Origin of the sequence: Jeongeupia wiesaeckerbachi (assembly GCF_050916355.1) — a bacterium.
GTDB lineage: Bacteria > Pseudomonadota > Gammaproteobacteria > Burkholderiales > Chitinibacteraceae > Jeongeupia > Jeongeupia wiesaeckerbachi.
This window is the reverse complement of record NZ_CP136946.1, coordinates 1,302,986-1,325,431: the sequence shown is the minus strand read 5'-3', so window position 1 is coordinate 1,325,431 and position 22,446 is coordinate 1,302,986. Positions and strand designations below refer to the sequence as shown.

Sequence of the window (22,446 nt, the reverse complement as noted above, 5' to 3'; positions counted from 1 at the left end):
CCATTCGCACCCTGCCCGCCGAGCCTGCACGCTTTTGCTCCTGGTCTTGATCCTGGGCAGCTGGATGACCCTCGTTCGGGCCGCAACGCCACAACCCAGCGTCGCTTTTTTCTACGGCGAATCACCACCGATCGACGCGCTGTCGACCTTCGACTGGGTGGTGGTCGAACCCGGCAATCTGGCTGCCGCCCCCACCACCGGATCAACCCGCTGGTTCGCCTATATGAGCCTCGGCGAAATCACCGCCGATCAGCCGTACGCGAAATTGCTGCCATCGTCGTGGGTGCTCGGCAAGAACGAGGCCTGGGGTGGTGTCGTGGTCGACCAGAGCCAAGCCGACTGGCCGACCTTCGTCGTCGACAAGATGGTGACGCCGCTGTACCAGAAAGGCTACCGCGGGCTGTTTCTCGACACGCTGGATTCGTGGCAGATCGTCGCCAAGACCCCGCAAAGCCAGCAGGCACAGATCGACGGGCTTGCCCGCGCGATCAGGGCGATCCGGGTGCGCTATCCGGACATGCAGTTGATCGCCAACCGCGGCTTCGAGGTGATGCCCAGCATTCACGCCGATCTGGCTGCAGTGGCATTCGAATCGCTGTACCGGGGCTGGGACCAGTCCCGCAAACGCTATGTCGAGGTCAGCGAAGCCGACCGGACCTGGCTGAAACAGCAGCTCGCCCCCATCGTCAACGACTACAAGCTGCCGGTCATCGCCATCGACTACGTCGCGCCGGCCAAGCGGGCACTGGCGCGCCGCACCGCCGAACAGATTCTGGCCGACGGCTACATTCCCTGGGTCGCCGATCCCTATCTGAAAACGCTGGGCGTCGGCCTGCGCGAGGTACAGCCTCGCACGGTGCTGTTCCTTTACGACGGCCAGCGCTTTGCGACGCCGATGCGCTCAGACTTGCTGGCCTTGCTGACACCGCTCAACTATCTCGGCCTGAAACCCGAATTCGTCGATGTCCGTGGCGCCATGCCCGCCGGTACGCTGGTCGGACGTTATGCCGGCATTGTCAGCTGGCTTGATGGCGTGACCTTGCCGGCGAGCACCCAGGCATGGTTGCGGCACGCGATCGACGACGGCTTGCCCTGGGTCACCTTCGCCGGCCTCGGCGTCGAAACCCGCGGTGAATGGGCGCAGCGGCTCGGCCTGATCGATGACGGCAAGCCTGAAACCCTGGCACGCAAGATCGTGACCCAGTCACCGCTCTACGGTTTCGAGATCGCCCCCCGCCCCCAACGGGACGGCTTTCGCGGCCTGACCGCGAAACAGGGCGAGCCGCTGCTGAGTCTGAGCGACGCCAATGGTCGCCGCTTTGACGCGGCAGCCATCATGCCTTGGGGCGGCTATGTCCTCGATCCGTATTTCCGCAGCGAAATGCCCGATCAGAGCAACCGCTGGCAGCTTGATCCGATTGCTTTTTTCCAGCGCGCCCTGCGTTTGCCGCCGGGCCCGATTGCCGATGTCACCACCGAAAACGGCCGCCGTGTTTTCCTGATGCATCTGGATGGCGATGGCTTCGTTTCCCGCGCGGAAATGCCGAAACGCCCCTATGCAGGCGAAGTCATGCTGAACGAGGTGCTGAAGAAGTACGGACTGCCCGCGACGGTATCGGTCATCGAAGGCGAAGTGGCGCAGACCGGCCTGTATCCGAAAGACTCGGCCGCGGCCGAAGCCATTGCCCGGCAAATTTTCGCGCTGCCCAACGTCGAAATAGCCAGCCACTCTTACTCGCATCCGTTCCAGTGGGGCAAGATCAATACCGACAATGCCGAGGACTACCACCTCGAGATCCCCGGTTACACGCTCGACCTGAATCGCGAAATCACCGGGTCGATCGATTACATCAATCACCGCCTTGCGCCACCGGGCAAGCAGACCAAGGTGTTCCTGTGGACCGGCGATTGCAAGCCGATGCCCGACGCCGTGGCGCTGACCCGCAAGGCCGGCGTGCTCAATATGAATGGCGGCGACACCGTCATCACCAAACGCTTGCCGTCGATCACCGCAGTGGCGCCGGTGGGCCTGCCTTTTGGTGGCGAACTGCAGATCTTTGCGCCCAACCAGAACGAGAATGTCTACACCAACGACTGGACCGGTCCCTTCTACGGGTACCGGCGCGTGATCGAGACCTTCGAAATGACCGACGGCGAGCGCCGCCTCAAGCCGATCAACATCTATCTGCACTTCTACGCCGCGTCCAAACGCGCATCGCTGGACGCCGTGCAGCAAGCCGTGACCTGGGCGCTGAGCAAACCGATTACCCCGATGTTTGCATCGCAGTACATCGAACGCGCCAATGCCTTCTTTTCAGCCTCTGTCTCCCGTGACGACAAGGGCTTTGCCATCCACGCCGGTGCCTTGCGCACGGTCCGGATCCCCACCGAGCTGGGGTATCCCGACATCGGCGCCAGCCGCAACATTGCCGGCTTCAGCGAGCACGGCAAAGAGCGCTACGTGCATCTGGCCGGCGACAATGCCTATCTTGCACTGCAAGCCACCGCACCGACCCAGCCCTATCTTGCCGATGCCAGCGGCCTGTTGAAGACGTGGCAATCCGGTCCGGGAAAACTCAGCTTCGCCCTCGACTCGACCCGACCGCTGACATTCGCCATGGCGAACACCGCGCGTTGCAGCGTCCGGGCCGACAACGTCGTGCTTACCCCGCGCAACGAAGCCGCCCTGCAGCGCTATACCTTGAGCCGCCATGCCGCCCAGATCGACGTCAACTGCGGTTGAACCACCGAAGCGGGCACGGCTGGTCGCCCCGTGGGCGGTCATCGTACTGATCGCGACCACGGCCGGCGGGCTCTACCTGTTGCATACCAATGATTCGGCGCTGGGCCAGCTGGCCGAAAAGCACGGAAACGATGCGGTCTCCGTCGACTATTTGCGGGCCCTGCTGCAAACGCATCCGGAAAACGACCAGGTTCGCCGTGCACTGTTCGACGGATACATGCAGCAGCAACGCTACGGCGACGCCGAGGCCCTGCTGCCCGTCTGGGAAGCGAAGGCCGGACGGCAGCGCGAATGCCAGCAAAAACGCCTGCTCATCGCCGAAGCACGGACCACCTCGCTGCCCGCCGGGCCGACCCGCGACGCCAATCTGGCACGGCTGCGCAGCCTGCTGGCCGAAATGGCGGCCAAACCCGCAGCCGATGAAATCGACTGGCTGATCGTCAAGCTTGGCAATTACGCCCCGGATCAGCTGCCGGCGCTCTACCAGACGCTGGCGGTCCGCGATCAGGGCCGTGCGCCGCACTGGCACGAAATGGCCGGCGCCCTTGCCCTTGCCCACAGCCGGTATCGCGATGCGGCCACCAGCTATTTCGCCGCGCAGGCCGCCAGTCGTTCACCGGACAATCGCAAGCGTTACTTCCTGGCCGGCGTCGCCGCGCTGCAATCGGGCAATCTGCTCGCCGAAGCACTGAGCGCGGCCGACACCCACGGCAGCAAGCTGCTCGGCGATCGCGATGTACTGCTCGCCCTCACGCGGCTGGCCCGTGCCGCCGGCAACAGCAACGCCGCCGACAAATATGCACGGCGGCTGGTGCGGATGGCCTGGCTGGACGCACAAGCGCCCAGGCTGGCACTGACCGCCTACGCCGCGCTGCCCGCGCTTGCATGGCGCGGTGCGGCCGCCATGCGGGTCGCAGCCACGCCGAATGCCGAGTTTGACGCCGAGTCCTTCCAGCTGGCTTTCGACGTCTTCGTCGGCAATCGCAAGCTCGACGATGCCCTCGCCGTGGCAACCGCGGCGCTGAAAGCCGTCCCGGCCGACAACGGCTGGCTCAAGCGCTACGCGCAGGTCGCCGAATGGGCCGGTCATCCGCAGGACGCGCTGGCGGCGTGGCAGAAACTGGCCGTCCGGGCCGATGACAACGATGCCTGGCAAGCCATCCTGCGCCTTGCTCCCGGCCTGCTCGACGACGAAGCCTTGCTGCTGGCAAAGGAGCGTGAAGCCCGGCGCCGCTCGCTGTCGACCACCGAGCTCGATCAATTGGTATCGCAGTACGAACGAATGGCCCGACCCGAAGCCGGTATCCGCTTCCTCGAAGCGCAGTTTCTCGCCCGCCCCGAAGCCGGCCTGCTTGAGCGCGCTGCGCTGCTGCGACAACGCAGTGGCGATGATGCCGGCGCCATCGGCAACTACCAGACGCTGCTGGCGCGCTTCGGCCAACGGGTCAGCTGGGCCAGAACACTGGCCGCCCTGCGTTACAGCCGTGGCGACCTCGACGGCGCCTACCGCGCACTGGCCGATGCCCGCGGCGCGGCCACAGACGCCGACGGCGACGGCGACGGCGACGGCGACGGCGAATACTGGCGCCTGCTCGGCGATCTGGCCTGGCAATTGCAGCACGACGACGTGGCCCGCCAGGCCTACCAGCACCTGCCCGGCTCGGCGCAATGGCAAGCCGTCGATGCCGGCCGTCTGATCGCGCTGCTGCCCGCCACCGATATCACCGGACGCCGGGCCGTTGCCGATGCGGCATGGCAGCGTTTCGGCGATCCGGTCTACCTGAACCAGATCTTGGCGATCGATCTGGATCGCGACGATTACCAGTCCATCCGCCAGCGGCTGTCGGGGCTTACGGCCGGGCAACGCAAGCAACTTGCAACGGACAGCGACTTCCTGCTGCTGCGCGCCCGCTATCATCAGGAAACCAACCAGCTGGCAGCCGCACACCGCGATTTCGAGGCCGTGCTCGCGCTGAATCCCGAGCTCGGTGTTGCGCGTATCGGCCTGGTCTGGCTGCTGATCCAGCAATCGGATGCGAACGCGCTTGAAGGCCTGCTGCCGCGGCTGGAAAAACCGGCGGCGGGCGACCCTGCCCTGGCCGAGGCCGTGGCCGCCGGCTGGCAATCGCTGGGCCGGATCCAGAAGGCACTGGTCTGGCAGCGCCAGCTCCTGGCAGAACGCAGCGGCGACTTCAGCTGGCTGATGAACTATGCCGATCTCGTCGAACAAGCCGGCAACCCCGATCAGGCCTGGCGGATTCGCCGCCATGCCTGGCAGCAGCGGCCGGCCCGGCCTGACGGCAATCTCGACGTGCTGCTGGCGCAGCTACGCCTGACGCTGATGTTCGAACGTCCCGGCGCCGCCGAACGCAAGCTCTTTGCCGCCCTGGCCTCGCAAGCGCCGGGGAGTCGCAACGATGCCGCGGTCGATGAGCTCGCCTACACCTGGCTCACCGGCCGCGACGACGATGCCCGTGCGCGCTACTGGTACTGGCGCCGCTACGCCCGCAAGCTGACCGACCCGCACTATCTGACGCGGCAAAGCGCGCTGCTGCGCGGCGACGAAGCCGCGATTGCCCAAGCACTGGAAAGTGACGGCGTCGCAGTCCAGCCCGCCGACGCCACGCTGCTGGCGCACGCCGCCGGCCAGAAACCGCTGAAAACCGCGCTGGCGCACGCCGCTGCCGACGGCGCGCCCGCCAACGATGCACTGCATCTGGCGCTTGAAACCGAGCTGATCATGGACCGGCCGAACCGCATCACCGTTCAGGTCGACCGGCTGCTGCAGGACACGCTCAAGGGCACGCGCACCATCGTCGGCGCCCGCGTCGCGCTGACACCGACACTGCGGCTGACGATGCAGCTGTCCGAAACGCCCTATACCTATTCGCCAACGGGTTATCGCCAGAACAACGGCCTGCTGGTGCTGACCCTGTCCGAGGTCGGATCGGAAAACAATGCTGACGACGCGCGCTGGTCGATTTCGCTGCTGCAGCGGCGCGCCTGGGAAGACAACACCGGCGCGGCCGTGCACTGGGCCGACCGCATCGGCGGCGTCGACTGGCTGATCGAAGCCGCGCTGAACGAGCCGACCGATGACACCGTCGGGCTGACGCTGCTCGGCCGCCAGGACAGGCTGTCCTTCGGCGCCGGCTACCGCTTGCGCAGCAATCTGTCGACCCAGCTTCGCGCCAATCTCGCCCGCTATGCGCTGCAGGACGGCACCGTGCTCGGCGATAAGCAGGAACTGCTGGCCAGCATCAGCTGGCGCTTCGCCGGGCTGATATCCGCCGAGCTGATGTCGCAGACCATGTGGACCAATGCCCGCGACGTGGTGCTGCAAACGCCGGATACCTTTGCGCCGGGCGAAACGCTCAGCGCGAAAACGCTGCTGCCCGAGCATTTCCAGCGCACCACCTTCGGCGTCGGCTACGACATCGATACCGCGACGCTGCCACGACGCAGCTGGAATCCATACGGACTGATGACCATCGGCTACCAGACGATCAGCGGCGTCGAATACGGCGGCCTGTTCGGCGTCGGCGGCAGCGTGTTCGGCGGCGACCGGATGACGCTGTATGTCCAGCGCAGCAACACCGACCGCGGCGATGCCAGTCTGGACCTCGGCATGTATTACCAATGGCTGTTCTGACCCCCGACGCAGCACGACGAATCTAAACAATGAAGAGGATCATCATGCAAAGACCCACTCCCTCGCTGATCGGCCGACTGGCCTCGCTGTGCCTGCTGCTGGCGCTGTCCGGCTGCGCCGTCATCGATGTCTCGAAGAGCGCCCCGCTGCCGGCCAAGGCACAATGGGCGATGCTGCCCATCGTCAACCACACCGAAACACCACTGGCCGGTCTGCGCGCCGAATCCATCCTGCAGCCGCTGTTGCACCAGCGCGGTGTCGCCGACCTGCGCCCCTATCCGACCAGCCTGTCGAAGGAAACGATGCTGGCGCCGGACGAACGCGCGACGCTCGACGCCGCCCGCAGCTGGGCCAAGGACGAAGGATTGCGTTACGCCATCGGCGGCAGCGTCGATGAATGGCGCTACAAGGTTGGCGTCGACGGCGAGCCGGCGGTAGGGCTGAGCCTGACCGTCTGGGACCTGCAAACCGGCCAGGTCGTCTGGAGCGGCGTCGGCGGCAAAAGCGGCTTTTCGCGCGAAAGCCTCGCCGCCGTTGCGCAGAAGCTGATGCGCGACATCGTCAACGGTCTGCCGCTGTCGGAGAACACGGGTGCTGAAACTCGCTAACTGGCAGGCCCATCTCACCCAGGCGCGCCTGCACGGGTGGCACTGGGCCGAAGCGCTGGGCATGCCGGCGGCCGCGCTGGCGCTCGGGCATTGGGTCTCGCCCGGCGATCCCTTCGGCGTCGGCGCACCGTTTCCGTGGCTGTGGCTGATCCCGCTCTTGGTCGCGCTGCGCTACGGCATGCTGCCGGGGCTGAGCGCGGCGGCCGTGCTGCTGCTCGGCTGGCTGCTGCTGGCGCATGATCAGCCGGTGCCGGCAGCGTATTTCATCGGCGGACTGATCATGACGATGATCGCCGGTGAATACAGCGGCATCTGGCGCACCCGCGTGCGCCGGGTCGAGGAGCTCAACCGCTACATCGACGAGCGCCTCGACCGGCTGGCGCGCCAGCATCACCTGTTGCGCCTGTCGCACGAAAGGCTCGAACAGAACCTGATCAGCCGCCCGGTGACGCTGCGCGACGCGCTGGCGCGACTGCGCGAACTGCTCGACGCACACCACGGCCAGGGCAACCTGCCGGTCGCGCAATCGTTCCTCGATTTCATGGCGCAGTTCTGCCAGCTCGAATCCGCGGCACTGTTCGAATGGCACAACGGCGAACTCGTCCACGACCCGGTCGCGCTGATCGGCAGCGACGACAACTACGACTGCAAGGACGCGCTACTGGTTTACGCCATCAGCCGTCGAACGCTGTGCCATGTGCAGACCGACGCGCTGCAAACGGCCGACACCGAATTGCTGGTCGCCTTGCCGCTGCGCAACAGCATCGGCGCGCAGATCGGCGTGCTGGCGATCAAGCGCATGCCGTTTTTCGCGCTCAACGACGATACGCTGCAGATGATTTCGGTACTGTCGGCGTACTACGCCGAGCAGGTATCGGTCCGTGAACTGGCTGCCCCCTTGCTTGAAGCGCTGCCGGATTGCCCGGCCAGCTTTGCCTACGAGGTCTTCAACCTGCAGCGCGTCCAGCGCGAAAGCGGGCTGACCAGCTCCATCGTCGTACAGTTCTTCCGCCACAGCGCCCAACAGCATGACATTTTCAACGCCGTCCTGCGTGCACAGCGCGGCCTCGATCAGACCTGGGTCCTGCAGGACAGACCGACGCGGGCACTGATCACGCTGATGCCGCTGTCGACGGCGCGCGTCATCGAAGGCTACGTCGCGCGGATCGAGACCCTGCTGCAGGAACGCTTCGGCAAAGCACCGCTGCAGGCCGGATTCAGCTACCACTGCGTCGAGCTGACCAAGGCCGACGCCTGGATCCAGCTGCAAGGGCTGCTGCGCGAAAACCGTGCGCTTGAACCGCTCAAGCCGGAAAAGGCCGAAGCGTGAGCGTGCTGGCCGGATTGCTGCTCTGGCTGGTGTTGCCGGCGCTGAACTTGACGTTGCTGATCGCCAGCGTCCACGGTGCACGGCCGCTGGCGCCGGTGCTGCTGACGCACGCTGCGATCGGCGTCGCCGAAATCGCCCTGGCATGGTGGCTGCTGCCGCCGCCGCAACGCCGGCCGCTGCGACTGACGCTGGCGCTGCTCGGTTTGGCGGCACTGTTCCTGCCGGCGCTGGGCGTGCCGGTATTCAGCCTGGCCGCCTGGCTCGGTACGCGCAGCCGGCGCCCGCAGCTGCCGCCGCCGTTCCGGGTGCTGCCCGCGCCGGTGTTCACCTCGCGCAACCGCAGCGCGATCAGCTACGGCATGGGTGGCGTACGGATGCGTCTGGTCGATCCGCATACCCGGCCCGAGGCCAGGCTGTCGGCGCTGCTGACGCTCAAGTCGATGCCGATCCGCCATGCCAGCGAGCTGCTGCGCGACCTGCTCGACGATCCGGAGGAAGACCTGCGGCTGCTGGCCTACGGCATGCTCGAGCGCGAAGAGAAACGCCTCGACAGCCAGATCAACGCCGCACTCGAACGTTATCGTGATGGTGATCCCAGCGCCGCGCGTGCGCTGGCCTTCCTGTACTGGGAGCTGATCTACCACGATCTCGCACAGGGCGACGTACGCCAGTTTGCCGCCGGCGAGGTTGCCCGCTATCTGGACGAAGCACTGGAGGCTGCACCGCGCGAACCGGACCTGTGGATGCTGCGCGGCAAGTTCGCGCTGCTGGGCGAGCGGCTCGGCGAAGCCGGCGATGCCTTCGGCACCGCCAGCATCCTCGGCTATCCGCATGTGAAGCTGATTCCCTATCTGGCCGAACTGGCCTACGCCCGGCGTGATTTCAGCGCGATGCGCGCGCTGTTCCCCAGTCTCAATCCGCTGCACGTCAACGACACGCTGCAGCCCGTCGTCCGCTACTGGAGCCGCCGATGACCACCGACCATCCGACACGGCCCGTCGACGTCTGCCTGTTGCTCGAAGGCACCTTCCCCTATGTCAGCGGCGGCGTTTCGAGCTGGGTCAACCAGATCATCCGCGGCTTTCCCGAGCTGCAATTCGGCATCGTCTTCCTCGGCAGCCGCCGCGAAGACTACGGCGAAATGAAGTATCCGCTGCCCGAGAACGTCGCCTGGCTGACCAGCCATTTCCTGCACGATAGCCAGCACAACGAACGGCCACGCGCCCACCGTGGCGACGCTGCCGAATTCGACGTCATCGCCAAGGCGCACGCGCACTTCCGTTCCCCCAACAACCTGGACACCTCGCCCGAGGCGGTCGAGCGCATGCTGGAGCGGCTGTTCAACGGGCTGATGAGCCGCCGCGATTTCCTCTACAGCGAAGCCGCCTGGGACTTCATCTGCAACCAGTACCGCCAGCACTCGACCGACCCGTCCTTCGTCGACTACTTCTGGACGATCAGGGCGATGCATGCGCCGGTCTGGCTGCTCGCCGAACTCGCGGCGAAGCTGCCGCCGGCACGGCTTTACCACAGCGTCTCGACCGGCTACGCCGGCTTTCTCGGCGCGCTGCTCAAACACCGGACCGGCGCGCGCCTGCTGTTGTCCGAGCACGGCATCTACACCAAGGAACGCAAGATCGACCTGTATCAGAGCGAGTGGATCCGCGACAACCGCAACGTCTTCGAGCGCGAGGCCAGCCGGATCGGCTACTTCCGCGAACTGTGGATCCGCTTCTTCGAACAGCTCGGCCGCCAGTGCTATCGCGCCGCCGACGACATCGTCGCCTTGTACGAGGCCAACCGCTTGCGGCAGGTTCGCGATGGCGCCGATACCGCGCGCACCAGCTCGATTCCCAACGGCATCGATCTGGCGCGATTGGCGCCGCTGCGCGCGCAGCGTAGCGACGCGATTCCGCCGGTGCTGTGCCTGATCGGCCGGGTCGTGCCGATCAAGGACATCAAGACCTTCATCCGTGCGATGCGCACCGTCGTCAACCGTCGACCCGACGCCGAAGCATGGATCGCCGGCCCCGAAGACGAGGCGCCCGAATACGCGCAGGAATGCCGCGAACTCACCGTCAGCCTGGGCCTGGCCGACAAGGTGCGCTTCCTCGGTTTTCAGCGCATCGATGCCTTGCTGCCGAAAATCGGCGTCGTCGTGCTCAGTTCGATTTCCGAGGCGCTGCCCCTGGTGCTGCTCGAGGGTTACGCCGCTGGCGTGCCCGCAGTCACCACCGACGTCGGCTCCTGCCGCCAGCTGGTCTACGGCCATGGCGCAGACGACGAGGCGCTCGGCGCATCCGGTCGCGTCGTCGGCGTCGCCGACCCGCAGGCACTGGCCGACGCCGCCATCGAACTGCTCGAACCCGCGAACTGGCATGCCGCGCAGGCCGCCGGCATCGCCCGGGTCGAGCGCTATTACACCCAGTCGCAGATGTTCGCCAGCTACCGCAAACTGTACGGCCCTGCCTTTGCCACGGAGACAGTCTGATGGCGGGTATCGGCTTTGAACTACGCAAGCTGCTGCGGCGCGACAGCTATCTCGGCCAGCTACAGGCCTATGCCTACGCCGGGCTGATCAGCGCCGGGCCGTGGATCCTGTCGATCATCGGCGTCCAGCTGATCGGTCTGCTGAGCCTGTCGGTCGTCGTCCCGAAGATCGCGATCGAACAGTTCCAGGTCTCGGTCACCTATCTCTTGGCGACCAGCCTGATCGTGACCGGACCGCTGCAGCTGGCGTTCACCCGCTACATTGCCGACCGGCTGTATCAGAAGCACGACCACCACGTCCTGCCGAGCTTCGTCGGCGCGCAGTTCGTCACGCTGATCGTCGCCGGCACGCTGGCGCTGGTACTGTGCTTCACCGCCTTTGCCGACGAGCCGCTCGGCTACCGGCTGTTGATGTTCAACGGCTTCGTACTGCTGTGCCTGATCTGGATCGCCGCGGTCTTCCTCTCGGGGATGAAGCGCTATCTGTCTATCGTGCTGCTGTTCGCGCTCGGCTATGGCACGACGGTGCTCATCGCATTGTGGCTGCGCCCGTGGGGGCTCGAAGGCCTGCTCGCGGGCTTTGTCGCCGGGCACGCGCTGCTGGCCGGCGGGCTGTGGTTTCTGGTCTGGCAGCACTACCCGTCCGAACGGCTGATCTCGCTGCAGTTCATGCGCCGTGGCCGGATGTATCCGGCGCTGGTGCTCACCGGGTTGTTCTACAACCTCGGCATCTGGATCGACAAGTTCATCTTCTGGATCGACCCGAGCACCAGTCAGAGCGTGATCGGCCCCTTGCGCGCCTCGCCGATCTACGACTTCCCGATCTTCATCGCCTACCTGTCGATCATTCCCGGCATGGCGGTCTTCCTGGTGCGGATCGAGACCGACTTCGTCGATTACTACAACCGCTTTTTCGACGCGGTGCGCGAAGGCGGTTCGCTCGAGCAACTGGAAACCTACCGCAACGAGATGGTGTTTTCGATCCGCCAGGGCCTGGCCGAGATCGCCAAGATCCAGGGGCTGGCAATGCTGGTCACCTATATGCTCGCCGGTGAAATCTTCGCCTGGCTCGGCCTGTCGCCGCTCTATCTGCCGCTGCTCTACGTCGACGTCTTCGCCGCCGGCCTACAGGTGGCCTTGCTGGCGGTTTTGAACGTGTTCTTCTACCTCGATGCGCGACGCATCGTCCTCGGCCTGACGGCATTGTTCGTCCTTGCCAACGCCGTGCTCAGCTGGGTATCGATCCAGCTCGGTTCAAGCTGGTACGGCTACGGCTTCGCATTGTCGCTGCTGCTGTGCGTGACGGTCGGCCTGCTGCTGCTCAACCGCAAGCTCGAGCGGCTCGAGTACGAAACCTTCATGCTGCGGTAAACTCGGAGCACACGCATCCCGCCGACCCGGCCGTCAGGCCGGCGGCCGCAAGGATTTTTGCATGACCCAAACCATCCTGTTCGTCGAAGACGATCTCGAACTCGCCGGGCTGATCGGCGGCTTCCTGCGTTCATTCGAATTCGACGTCGACCACGTTGCCGACGGCAACGATGTCATCGAGCGCGTCCGCGCCGATCCGCCGGCACTGGTACTACTCGACGTCATGCTGCCCGGCAAGGACGGCCTGACCCTCTGCCGCGAGCTGCGCGAGTTCTACACCGGCCCGGTGGTGATCCTGACCTCGCTCAACAGCGACATGAACCAGATTCTCGGCTTCGAAATCGGCGCGTCGGACTACGTCGTCAAGACCACGCCGCCGGCGGTGCTGCTGGCGCGCATCCGCGCCCATCTGCGCAGCACGCCGACCACGTCGCTGACTGCCGCACCGGCCGCCGCCGGCGAGCGCAGCACCTTGAATTTCGGCAAGCTCACCGTCGACCAGCGCAACCGCACCGCCAACTACCAGGGCGAGCCGCTGGGGCTGTCGACCGGCGACTTCGATCTGCTGTGGGAACTGGCCAGCCATGCCGGCGAAATCCTCTCGCGCGATCACCTGCTGAAGAAATTGCGCGGCATCGATTACGACGGCCTCGACCGCAGCATCGACGTCGCGATCTCGCGGCTCAGAAAGAAGCTCGACGACGATCCGCACGAACCACGCAAGATCAAGACCATCCGTCACAAGGGTTATCTCTTCGCCACCGACATCTGGTGGCAGGAGTAGTGGCACGGGCGGCTGCGCCGGCTTGCCACTGCGTCGGATGCGCCTCGCAGTCCTCATGGGCCATACGCCCATTCCGGTTGCTGCGGTGCTGCCTCCTTGTTGCAAACCGGCTCGCTCGTTCCGATGCCCCATCGCCGGTCACCGGCTCGCATCGTCCGATGCCGGCGCGGCTTGTCCCTCACCGTGCCGCACCACCTTCGCGCTAGGAACCCGATGCGCAAGCTTTTCCTCCGGTTCTACCTGACCGTCGTCATCTGTTTCCTCGGCGCCGCGCTGCTGGTCGGCTCGTTCTACAAGCACATGATCGAGCGCACCAACGAGCGCTATCTGACCGACATCTTCCAGTCGACGATCACCATCATCGAGGAAGAACTCGGCGACCTGCCGCAATCGCTGTGGCACGACGAAATCAGCCGATTGCGCGGCACGCTGCCGGTGCCGGTGCAGGTCGAAGCGCTCGACGCCTATGTGCTCAGCCCCGACAACCGCGTGGCACTCGCCTCGGGCGACATCATCCTCGTCGCCGACGCCGGCCTGTACCTGCACCGGATACCGAAAACCGACCTGATGGTCGTCCTCGGCCCGGTGTCCTACCTCGAACAGCTCGACAACGTCTCCTGGCCCGACATCGTCGCGCTGGCGCTGATGTGCCTGGCGCTCGGCCTGCCGACGTGGCTGTGGCTGCGGCCCTTCTGGCGCGACCTGCTGGCGATGATCCGCCAGAGCCGCAAGGTCGGCACCGGCGATTTCAGCGTGCGCGTCTCGCTCGACGAGGCCTCGCCGCTGGCGCCGCTGGGTGCGACCTTCAACCGGATGGCGCACGATGTCGAAGAACTGAGCGCCAGCCGCCAGGCGATGATCGACGCGATCTCGCACGATCTGCGCACGCCGCTGGCCCGGCTGCGTTACCGACTCGAAGCACTGAAGGCCGGTGCCGACACGCCCGCCGTCGCCGCCGGCATGGAGCGCGACCTCGACAATATCGATGCGCTGATCGAGGAATGGCTGACGCTGCGAAGCCTTGAAGCACGCAAGCTGACGATGGAACTGCAGCCGCTGGAAATCCTGCCGTGGCTGTCTCGCCAGCTCGACGAGCTCAGCGTCTCCGGCAATGCCATTCCGCTGACCAATGCCACGCCGGTCAGGGCGCCATGGCTGGCCGCCGATAGTTATTACCTGTCGCGCGCCCTCGGCAACCTCGTCAGCAACGCCCGCCGCTACGGCGGCGGCCGGGTCGAGGTCACGCTGGCGTGGCAGGACGGCATGGCGCAACTGTTCGTCGACGACGACGGCCCGGGCATTCCCGAAGAGGCGCGGGCACGGCTGGTCAAGGCGTTCGAGCGCCTCGAAGGCAGCCGCAACCGCGACAGCGGCGGTTTCGGCCTTGGCCTCGCCATTGTCGCGATGATCATGCGCGGCCACGGCGGCGACGTACGCATCGACGACTCGCCCATCGGTGGCGCCCGCCTCGTGTTGTCCTGGCCGACCACGCTGCGCGACGCCGGCAAGCTCTAGCCCGGACACGCCGCTTTCTTGCCGGCGTACACGGCGTTACACGTCGCTACCAAGCGCGCATCGACCCTGTAAGCCAGTTTTTTGATAATCGCCTCCAACACAAGACGTGTTCTTCTTACTTGGAAACTGATCATCATGAAAAAACTGCTCGCCGTTCTCGTCGCTGGTGTGTTCGCTACCGCTGCTGCTGCTGGTATGGCTGCTGACGCTTCGCCGGCGTCCAGCGTCAAGGCTGTGAAGGTTGAGAAGCACGCTCACAAGAAGAGCGCGTCGACTGCTTCGGCTGCACAAAAGGCTCAAGCCAAGAAGGCTGCTTCGACCGCTTCGGCCGCGCAAAAGGCTCAAGCTAAGAAGGCTGCTTCGACCGCTTCGGCTGCACAAAAGGCGCAAGCTAAGAAGGCTGCTTCGACCGCTTCGGCAGCGCAAAAGGCTCAATCGAAGAAGGCTGCTTCGACCGCTTCGGCTGCGCAAAAGGCGCAAGCTAAGAAGGCTGCTTCGACCGCTTCGGCAGTGCAAAAGGCTCAATCGAAGAAGGCCGCATCGGCTGCTTCGGCCGCACAAAAGGCGCAAGCCAAGAAGGCCGCTTCGGCTGCTTCGGCTGCACAAAAGGCGCAAGCCAAGAAGGCTGCTTCGACCGCTTCGGCAGTGCAAAAGGCTCAATCGAAGAAGGCCGCTTCGGCTGCTTCGGCTGCTGCTGCCAAGTAATCACTGGCTCGCTCAAGCACGAAAAAACGGGGACACTGTCCCCGTTTTTGCATTTCAGGATCGCCTACCTTGCGTTACCTCGTTTCCCTGTTTCTGCTCGCAGTGACCGTCACCGCCCACGCCGATCCGGCCAGCGAACGCAAAGCACTGTTTTTCGGCCGCGACGATCGCGTCGCCATCTCCGCCCCGTATGCCGCGCCGTATGCCGCGATCGGCCAGCTGGAAACACGCGCCGCCAGCACCTGCACCGCGACGCTGGTCGCCCCTGACCTCGCGGTCACGGCCGCGCACTGCTTCCTGATGGACAAGGGCAAGATCGACGCCGGGCTATGGTTCAAGGCCGGCTTCCACAAAGGTCACTATCAGGCCCGCTATCGCGTCGTCGATCAGGTGTTCCACCCGAAATTCCGCGCCGGCCTCGTCTACAAGGGCGACGACGTCTATATCGAGCCATCGGCGGCGCGCTACGACATCGCCTGGCTCAAGCTCGAACGCGCCGACGGCACCGCACCGGCGCCGATTCCGCTGTTCAAGGGCGATCGCCAGACGCTGAGCGCCGCGCTCAAGGGGGCCGGCTACCGCGCAACGCAGGCCGGGTTTGCCGAAGACCACGACGACATTCTCACCGCGCATCGCGACTGCACGATCACCAAATTCCGTAGCAACAACACGCTCTACCACCGCTGCGACACGCTGTCGGGCGACTCGGGATCGCCGTTGTTCATCAACACCGATGGCGGCCCGCAGCTGATCGCGGTGCAAAGCTCGGCACCGGACTGGTTCAACCGCAAGAAGGCCGACAACGTCGCGGTGACGGTGCTGCAACTGCCCGAACGCCCCTAGCCCGATCCATTCGGCGGCTGCGGCTGCGCATCCCGCCCTCGTCCGATGCGCCGAACGCCTCCCAGCGTTCCTCAACACAGCCCTCATGGACCTGCCTGTCCATTCCGGCGGCTGCGCTTCGGGCGCGGCCAACCTGCTTTGGCTCGCTCGCCGACTGAACCGGGCTTGTATGGGCCCACCGATGTTTTCGGTAGAATGGTCTGATTCGATTGGAGTTTGTCGCGATGGATATCAAAAGCTATATGCAAGACGTCGGCCATCAGGCCCGCGCCGCCAGCCGTGCGATGGCCAAGGCCAATACCGGTGCCAAGAACGCCGCGCTGAATGCGATCGCCGACGCCATCGTCCGCGACGCCGCCGCGCTGCTGGCAGCCAACGCACAGGACATGGCACAGGCACGCGCCGACGGTCTCGACGCCGCCCTGCTCGACCGCTTGCAGCTGACCGACAAAACCATCGCGACCATGGCCGAGGGCCTGCGCCAGATCGCCGCCCTGCCCGATCCGATCGGTGTGATGGGTGATTTCAAATACCGGCCGAGCGGCATCCAGGTCGGCAAGATGCGCGTGCCGCTCGGCGTGATCGGCATCATCTACGAAGCCCGCCCGAACGTCACCGCCGACGCCGCCGGTCTGTGCATCAAGTCCGGCAACGCCACCATCCTGCGCGGCGGCCGCGAGGCGTTCCACTGCAATCAGGCGATCGCCAAGCTGGTCAAGGAAGGCCTCGAAACCGCCGGCCTGCCGGCCGCCGCGGTACAGATCGTCGAAACGCCGGATCGCGCCGCCGTCGGCGAATTGATCACGATGACCGAGTTCGTCGACGTGATCGTCCCGCGCGGCGGCAAGGGCCTGATCGCGCGGATCGCCGCCGATGCACGCGTCCCGGTGATCAAGCACCTCGACGGCATCTGCCACGTCTACATCGACGACGAAGCCGATCCGGAAAAAGCCATCCGCATCGCCGACAACGCCAAGACGCACCGCTACGGCACCTGCAACACGATGGAAACGCTGCTGGTCAACGACACCGTCGCCGAGCTGATCCTGCCGCCGCTGGCCGAGATCTACCGTGCCAAGGGCGTTGAACTGCGTGGCTGCGCCAAGACCCGCGACATCCTGCCGGGCATCGTTGCGGCGACCATTGATGACTGGACCACCGAATACCTGGCGCCGATTCTGGCGATCAAGATCGTCGCCGACATGGACGAAGCGATCGACCACATCAACAGCTACGGCTCGCACCACACCGACGCGATCGTGACCGAGAACTACACCAAGTCGCGGCGCTTCCTGCGCGAAGTCGACTCGGCGAGCGTGATGATCAACGCCTCGACCCGCTTCGCCGACGGCTTTGAATACGGCCTCGGCGCCGAGATCGGCATCTCGACCGACAAGATCCACGCCAGAGGGCCCGTGGGCCTCGAAGGGCTGACCAGCGAGAAATGGATCGTATTCGGCGATGGCGAAATCCGCGTTTGAGTCCGACTGAAGTACACCGGCCCGCCTTGCGGCGGGCCGTTTGCTTTAAAACACGATGAATAGAATCGGCATCTACGGCGGCAGTTTCGACCCGATCCACAACGGCCATCTCGCGTTTGCGCGCTGCCTGCGCGACACTTTCGGCTTGACCGAAGTGCGGCTGATCCCGACCGGCCTGCCACCGCATCGCGCTGCGCTGCGCGTATCGCCGCAGCAGCGACTGGACTGGGTCCGGCTGGCGATCGCCGGCGAGCCCGGCCTGCGTGTCGACGACCGGGAAATCCGCCGCGATGGCTACAGCTATACCACCGACACACTGACCGAGTTGCAGACCGAATTCCCCGATGCCCTGCTGGTCTGGCTGATTGGTGCCGACTCGCTGGCCGGTCTGCCGGGCTGGCGCCGCTGGCGGACGCTGCTCGACCTGGGGCATCTGATCGTCGTACCCCGCCCCGGCATCGATCTGGACCATTTGTCCGGCGAAATCGGCCGTGAATATGCCAAACGGCTGGTAACAGCCGCACCCGAAACGCTGGCTCGCGGTAAAATCAGCCGATTACCGAGCCCGCTGACGACGATTTCGTCGACCGAACTGCGCGAGAAACTGGCGCGTGGCGACGATGTATCGGCACTGACGCCGATCGCCGACGAACTCACCGCCAGCGGCCTCTACCGGACTACACCCTAGGAAAAACATGAACGAACTGACCCAAGCGATGCGTGACGTGGCCGTTGCGGCGCTCGAAGACATCAAGGGCAAGGACATCCTCGCCCTCGATACCACCGAACTGACCGAACTCTTCGACTGCATGGTCGTCTGCTCGGGCGACTCGAACCGTCAGGTGCGCGCGCTCGCCAACAACGTCGCGGTCGAACTCAAGGCCAAGGGCTACGACATCGTCGGTACCGAAGGCGAAGAGAGCGGCGACTGGGTGCTGGTCGACGCCGGTGAACTCGTTGTGCACGTGATGCTGCCGGCAGTCCGCGACTACTACGATCTGGAACAGTTGTGGGGCGGCCAGAAGCCGACCTTCAACCCGCTCGGCAAGAGCTGGACCGCCGTCTGATCGCGACCGCCTCCGCAAGATGAAAAGCCCGGCCCAGCCGGGCTTTTTGCTGCCCGCTGACCGTGCAAGAAGACCGCGGACGCTTCCCATATCCTTATAACCAGGCAATCTTTCTGCACTGGTTTTATTACGGTAGATTCGGCCTTATTCCGTATTGTCCCGGCCCGTTGCGGGCCCGCCGTGGAGCACCATGAACCTTGTAAGTGAAGCGAGGCTGACTCACCTCAAGCAACTCGAAGCCGAGTCGATCCACATCATCCGCGAGGTCGCGGCCGAGTTCGACAACCCGGTGATGCTGTATTCGATCGGCAAGGATTCGGCCGTGATGCTGCATCTGGCCAAGAAAGCGTTCGCGCCGGGCAAGCCGCCGTTCCCGCTGATGCACGTCGACACGACCTGGAAATTCCAGGACATGTACAAGCTGCGCGACAAGCAGAAGGCCGAGGGCTGGAACCTGATCACCTATGTGAACGAGGAAGGCGTCAAGGCCGGCATCAACCCATTCACCGCCGGTAGCGCCAAGCACACCGACGTGATGAAGACCGAAGGCCTGAAGCAGGCGCTGAACAAGTACGGCTTCGACGCCGCCTTCGGTGGCGCGCGCCGCGACGAGGAAAAGAGCCGCGCCAAAGAGCGTGTCTACAGTTTCCGCGACAAGAACCACCGCTGGGACCCGAAGAATCAGCGCCCCGAGCTGTGGAACATCTACAACTCGCGCATCGACAAGGGTGAATCGATCCGGGTGTTCCCGATCTCGAACTGGACCGAACTCGACATCTGGCAATACATCTATCTGGAAAACATCGAGATCGTGCCGCTGTACTACTCGGCCGAACGCGAAGTCGTCGACTACAACGGCACGCTGGTGATGATCGACGACGAGCGCATCCTGCAATATCTGACGCCGGAACAGACGGCGACGATTCGCAAGGAATGGGTACGCTTCCGCACACTGGGCTGTTATCCGCTGACCGGCGCCGTGGTTTCGAAGGCACAGACCTTGCCGGAAATCATCCAGGAAATGCTGCTGACCACCACGTCCGAGCGCCAGGGCCGCGCCATCGACCACGACAGCGCCGGATCGATGGAGAAGAAGAAAATGGAAGGTTATTTCTGAGCGAGGCCGCGCCGATGTTTGCCATCCTGGTTGAGTACCTGCGACCGCTGGACGAGATCGACGCCCTGGTGCCAGCGCACCGGGCCTTTCTCAAGACCCAGTACGACGCAGGCGTGTTCCTGCTCTCCGGTCCGCAGGTTCCGCGCACCGGCGGGCTGATTCTGGCCCGTGGCCTGAGCCGCGAAGCGCTCGAAGCGCTGACGCAGCAGGACCCGTTCTACCAGGCCGGCGCGGCGCGCTACCAGATCATCGAATTCGCGCCCAACCTCTCCGCCGACGCCCTTTCCTTCCTGCGCACCTGAGCCGCGGGATACCACTGGATCACACCATGTCCCACCAATCCGATCTGATCGCCAGCGACATCCTCGCTTACCTGAAGCAGCACGAGAACAAGGATCTGCTGCGCTTCATCACCTGCGGCAACGTCGACGACGGCAAATCCACGCTGATCGGCCGGCTGCTGCACGACTCGAAGCTGATCTTCGAAGACCACCTTGCCGCGATCAAGAAAGACAGCCAGAAGTACAACACCACCGACGAAGAATTCGATCTGGCACTACTGGTCGATGGCCTGCAGGCCGAGCGCGAGCAAGGCATCACCATCGACGTCGCCTATCGTTACTTCAGCACCGAAAAGCGCAAGTTCATCATCGCCGACTGCCCGGGCCACGAGCAGTACACGCGCAATATGGCGACCGGCGCATCGACCTGCGATCTGGCCATCATCCTGATCGACGCCCGCTACGGCGTGCAGACGCAAACGCGCCGCCACAGCTTCATCGTCTCGCTGCTCGGCATCAAGCACGTCATCGTCGCGGTCAACAAGATGGATCTGGTCGATTTCAGCGAGGCGCGCTTCGCCGAAATCAAGACGGAGTACCTGAAGTTTGCCGAAGCGCTCGACATCGACGATATCCGCTTCGTACCGATCTCGGCGCTGAAGGGCGACAACGTCGTCAACGCCTCGACCCGTGCGCCGTGGTACGACGGCGCCACGCTCATGGGCCTGCTGGAAAGCGTGCAGATCAACAAGAACGCCAAGCTCGACGCCTTCCGGCTGCCGGTGCAGTACGTCAACCGCCCCAACCTCGACTTCCGCGGCTTCTGCGGCACCATCGCCGCCGGCCACGTCGTCCACGGTGACGAAGTCGTCGCGCTGCCGTCGGGCAAGTCGAGCCGCGTCAAGGCCGTCGTCACGTATGAAGGCGAACAAGCCGCCGGTTTCGCCGGCCAGGCGATCACGCTGACGCTGGAAGACGAAATCGACGTCAGCCGTGGCGATCTTCTGGTGCGCAAATCGGATGTGCAACCGCAAATCTCGTCGGCCTTCAGCGCCCACGTCGTGTGGATGAACGAAGCGCCGCTGCTCGTGGGCAAGGAATACCAGTTCAAGCTGGGCGGCAAGAGCGTCTACGGCCGTATCAGCAAGATCGAGCACCGCATCGACGTCAACACGCTGGCGAAAGTATCGGTCGATTCACTGCAACTGAACGAAATCGCCCTCGTCACGCTCGAAACCAGCGCCCCAGTCGTCTTCGACGCCTACACCGCCTGCCGTGGCACCGGCAGCTTCATCATCATCGACCGGCTGAGCAATGCGACGGCGGGGGCGGGGATGATTGTTGCTGCGGCCGAATCACGTGGCGTAAGTGGCGAGGCCGATGAACTGGCAAGGTTGCGGGCATTCGAGGTGGAGCTAAATGCGCTGGTGCGGAAGTACTTTCCGCATTGGGAAGCAAAAGACCTGCTTCGCAGCCTGAAGTAACCAAACATAAGCCCGCTCAGTTGAACGGGCTTATCGTTGCATACAACCATCAATCATCGGCCTGACGAGCCCCACTGCACTGGTCCGCACCGACGTACTGCATGAACGCGGTTTCAAGATTCAGGCTCGGCTTCACCTCCAGAATCTGGTGCCCAGTTTTCTCAAGACGATGTAACAATTCCCACAGCTGCGGTTGCGCCACATCGGCAAACCAGCGCAACCCCACATCGGCCGACATGCCATCTACCGCGCCCTCGCCGACGCTGCGGACGGTAAAGCGCTGTTCTCCGCCCAAGAGCTCATACGGAGACTGCACGGTTTTCAGTTCGCCCTTGTGAATCAATCCAAATCGGTCGGCCAGTCGTTCGACGTCGTACAACACGTGAGACGAGAAGAAAATGGTCCCACCTTGGTGACGGTAATCCATCAGGATATCGACCACCTCCTTGCGCCCGATCGGATCAAGCCCCGAAAGCGGCTCATCCAGAATCAGTAGCTTGGGTTGGACCGCCAGCGCATGCGCCAAGGCCGTCCGCTGCGTCATACCCTTGGAAAAACTGCGGATGCGTTTTTTTGCAACATGGGCAATACCGAAGCGCTCCAGCCAGCCCATGCAATGCTCGCGCAAATTCAATACTGTCACGCCATGCAATTTGCAGCCCATTTCCAGCGTTTCGAGAGGAGTCAGGTAGTCAAGCAAATATGGATTCTCGGGCACATATCCAACACCCCGTCTTGCGTCAGCATGCACCACCGAAATGCCAAATATCGCAGCAGTTCCTGACGTAGCGGCAATACTCCCGGTCAAAATCTTGATTGTTGTACTTTTTCCAGCACCATTCTGCCCGATAAAGCCGAATGCCTCCCCACGGTCCACATTCAGATTCAGATTGCGGATGGCGGAAACAACATTTCTTTTACGCGAAAAATCTTTTGATAAATGTGAAATTGAAAGTGCTTGTTCCATAAATCCAG

The 22,446-nt window shown here is 64.2% G+C and carries 18 protein-coding genes; 17 read left to right on the top strand and 1 reads right to left on the bottom strand.

Annotated features, from left to right (window positions below; genetic code table 11):
- Positions 1-64: 64 nt before the first annotated feature.
- The 17 genes from R0382_RS06495 (at position 65) to cysN (ending at position 21,471) form a co-directional block, all read left to right on the top strand.
- Positions 65-2,743: a bifunctional glycoside hydrolase 114/ polysaccharide deacetylase family protein gene (locus R0382_RS06495; protein ID WP_432723389.1), complete on the top strand. Its 2,679-nt coding sequence runs from the start codon at positions 65-67 to the stop codon at positions 2,741-2,743.
- Entirely contained in the window at positions 2,712-6,395 is a 3,684-nt protein-coding gene (locus R0382_RS06490) for a tetratricopeptide repeat protein (RefSeq protein WP_432723387.1), read from the top strand. Before R0382_RS06495 ends, R0382_RS06490 begins: the two co-directional genes overlap by 32 nt.
- A gap of 44 nt (positions 6,396-6,439) precedes the next feature.
- On the top strand, positions 6,440-7,003 hold the full coding sequence (locus R0382_RS06485) for a hypothetical protein (protein ID WP_432723385.1): 564 nt from the start codon (positions 6,440-6,442) through the stop codon (positions 7,001-7,003).
- Positions 6,987-8,333 (top strand): PelD GGDEF domain-containing protein, encoded by a 1,347-nt coding sequence (locus R0382_RS06480; protein WP_432723383.1) that lies wholly within the window; start codon positions 6,987-6,989, stop codon positions 8,331-8,333. The genes R0382_RS06485 and R0382_RS06480 overlap by 17 nt, the downstream gene beginning before the upstream one ends.
- Entirely contained in the window at positions 8,330-9,307 is a 978-nt protein-coding gene (locus R0382_RS06475) for a tetratricopeptide repeat protein (protein ID WP_432723381.1), read from the top strand. The genes R0382_RS06480 and R0382_RS06475 overlap by 4 nt, the downstream gene beginning before the upstream one ends.
- Positions 9,304-10,824 carry a GT4 family glycosyltransferase PelF gene (gene pelF / locus R0382_RS06470; RefSeq protein ID WP_432723379.1) on the top strand — a complete coding sequence of 507 codons (1,521 nt, stop codon included), beginning with the start codon at positions 9,304-9,306 and terminating at the stop codon, positions 10,822-10,824. The genes R0382_RS06475 and pelF overlap by 4 nt, the downstream gene beginning before the upstream one ends.
- Positions 10,824-12,194 carry an exopolysaccharide Pel transporter PelG gene (pelG, locus tag R0382_RS06465; protein WP_432723378.1) on the top strand — a complete coding sequence of 457 codons (1,371 nt, stop codon included), beginning with the start codon at positions 10,824-10,826 and terminating at the stop codon, positions 12,192-12,194. The genes pelF and pelG overlap by 1 nt, the downstream gene beginning before the upstream one ends.
- Positions 12,195-12,255: 61 nt before the next feature.
- A complete protein-coding gene (gene rstA, locus R0382_RS06460) occupies positions 12,256-12,978 on the top strand; it encodes a two-component system response regulator RstA (protein ID WP_432723376.1) in 723 nt (240 codons plus the stop codon).
- Positions 12,979-13,191: 213 nt separating this feature from the next.
- Positions 13,192-14,493, top strand: a complete 1,302-nt coding sequence (locus R0382_RS06455; protein WP_432723374.1) for an ATP-binding protein — start codon at positions 13,192-13,194, stop codon at positions 14,491-14,493.
- Positions 14,494-14,628: 135 nt separating this feature from the next.
- Positions 14,629-15,198 carry a hypothetical protein gene (locus R0382_RS06450; protein ID WP_432723372.1) on the top strand — a complete coding sequence of 190 codons (570 nt, stop codon included), beginning with the start codon at positions 14,629-14,631 and terminating at the stop codon, positions 15,196-15,198.
- A gap of 69 nt (positions 15,199-15,267) precedes the next feature.
- Positions 15,268-16,041 carry a trypsin-like serine peptidase gene (locus R0382_RS06445; protein WP_432723370.1) on the top strand — a complete coding sequence of 258 codons (774 nt, stop codon included), beginning with the start codon at positions 15,268-15,270 and terminating at the stop codon, positions 16,039-16,041.
- A 224-nt stretch (positions 16,042-16,265) separates the two neighbouring features.
- A complete protein-coding gene (locus R0382_RS06440; protein WP_432723368.1) occupies positions 16,266-17,522 on the top strand; it encodes a glutamate-5-semialdehyde dehydrogenase in 1,257 nt (418 codons plus the stop codon).
- A gap of 55 nt (positions 17,523-17,577) precedes the next feature.
- Positions 17,578-18,210 (top strand): nicotinate-nucleotide adenylyltransferase, encoded by a 633-nt coding sequence (nadD, locus tag R0382_RS06435; protein ID WP_432723366.1) that lies wholly within the window; start codon positions 17,578-17,580, stop codon positions 18,208-18,210.
- A 7-nt stretch (positions 18,211-18,217) separates the two neighbouring features.
- Positions 18,218-18,589 carry a ribosome silencing factor gene (rsfS, locus tag R0382_RS06430; protein WP_203539846.1) on the top strand — a complete coding sequence of 124 codons (372 nt, stop codon included), beginning with the start codon at positions 18,218-18,220 and terminating at the stop codon, positions 18,587-18,589.
- A 190-nt stretch (positions 18,590-18,779) separates the two neighbouring features.
- Positions 18,780-19,706: a sulfate adenylyltransferase subunit CysD gene (gene cysD / locus R0382_RS06425; protein ID WP_432723364.1), complete on the top strand. Its 927-nt coding sequence runs from the start codon at positions 18,780-18,782 to the stop codon at positions 19,704-19,706.
- A 14-nt stretch (positions 19,707-19,720) separates the two neighbouring features.
- Positions 19,721-20,008: a YciI family protein gene (locus tag R0382_RS06420; protein WP_432723362.1), complete on the top strand. Its 288-nt coding sequence runs from the start codon at positions 19,721-19,723 to the stop codon at positions 20,006-20,008.
- A gap of 26 nt (positions 20,009-20,034) precedes the next feature.
- Positions 20,035-21,471: a sulfate adenylyltransferase subunit CysN gene (cysN, locus tag R0382_RS06415; protein WP_432723360.1), complete on the top strand. Its 1,437-nt coding sequence runs from the start codon at positions 20,035-20,037 to the stop codon at positions 21,469-21,471.
- A 49-nt stretch (positions 21,472-21,520) separates the two neighbouring features.
- Here cysN and R0382_RS06410 read toward each other — a convergent pair whose 3' ends face one another.
- On the bottom strand, positions 21,521-22,438 hold the full coding sequence (locus R0382_RS06410) for an ABC transporter ATP-binding protein (protein WP_432723358.1): 918 nt from the start codon (positions 22,436-22,438) through the stop codon (positions 21,521-21,523).
- Positions 22,439-22,446: the final 8 nt, after the last annotated feature.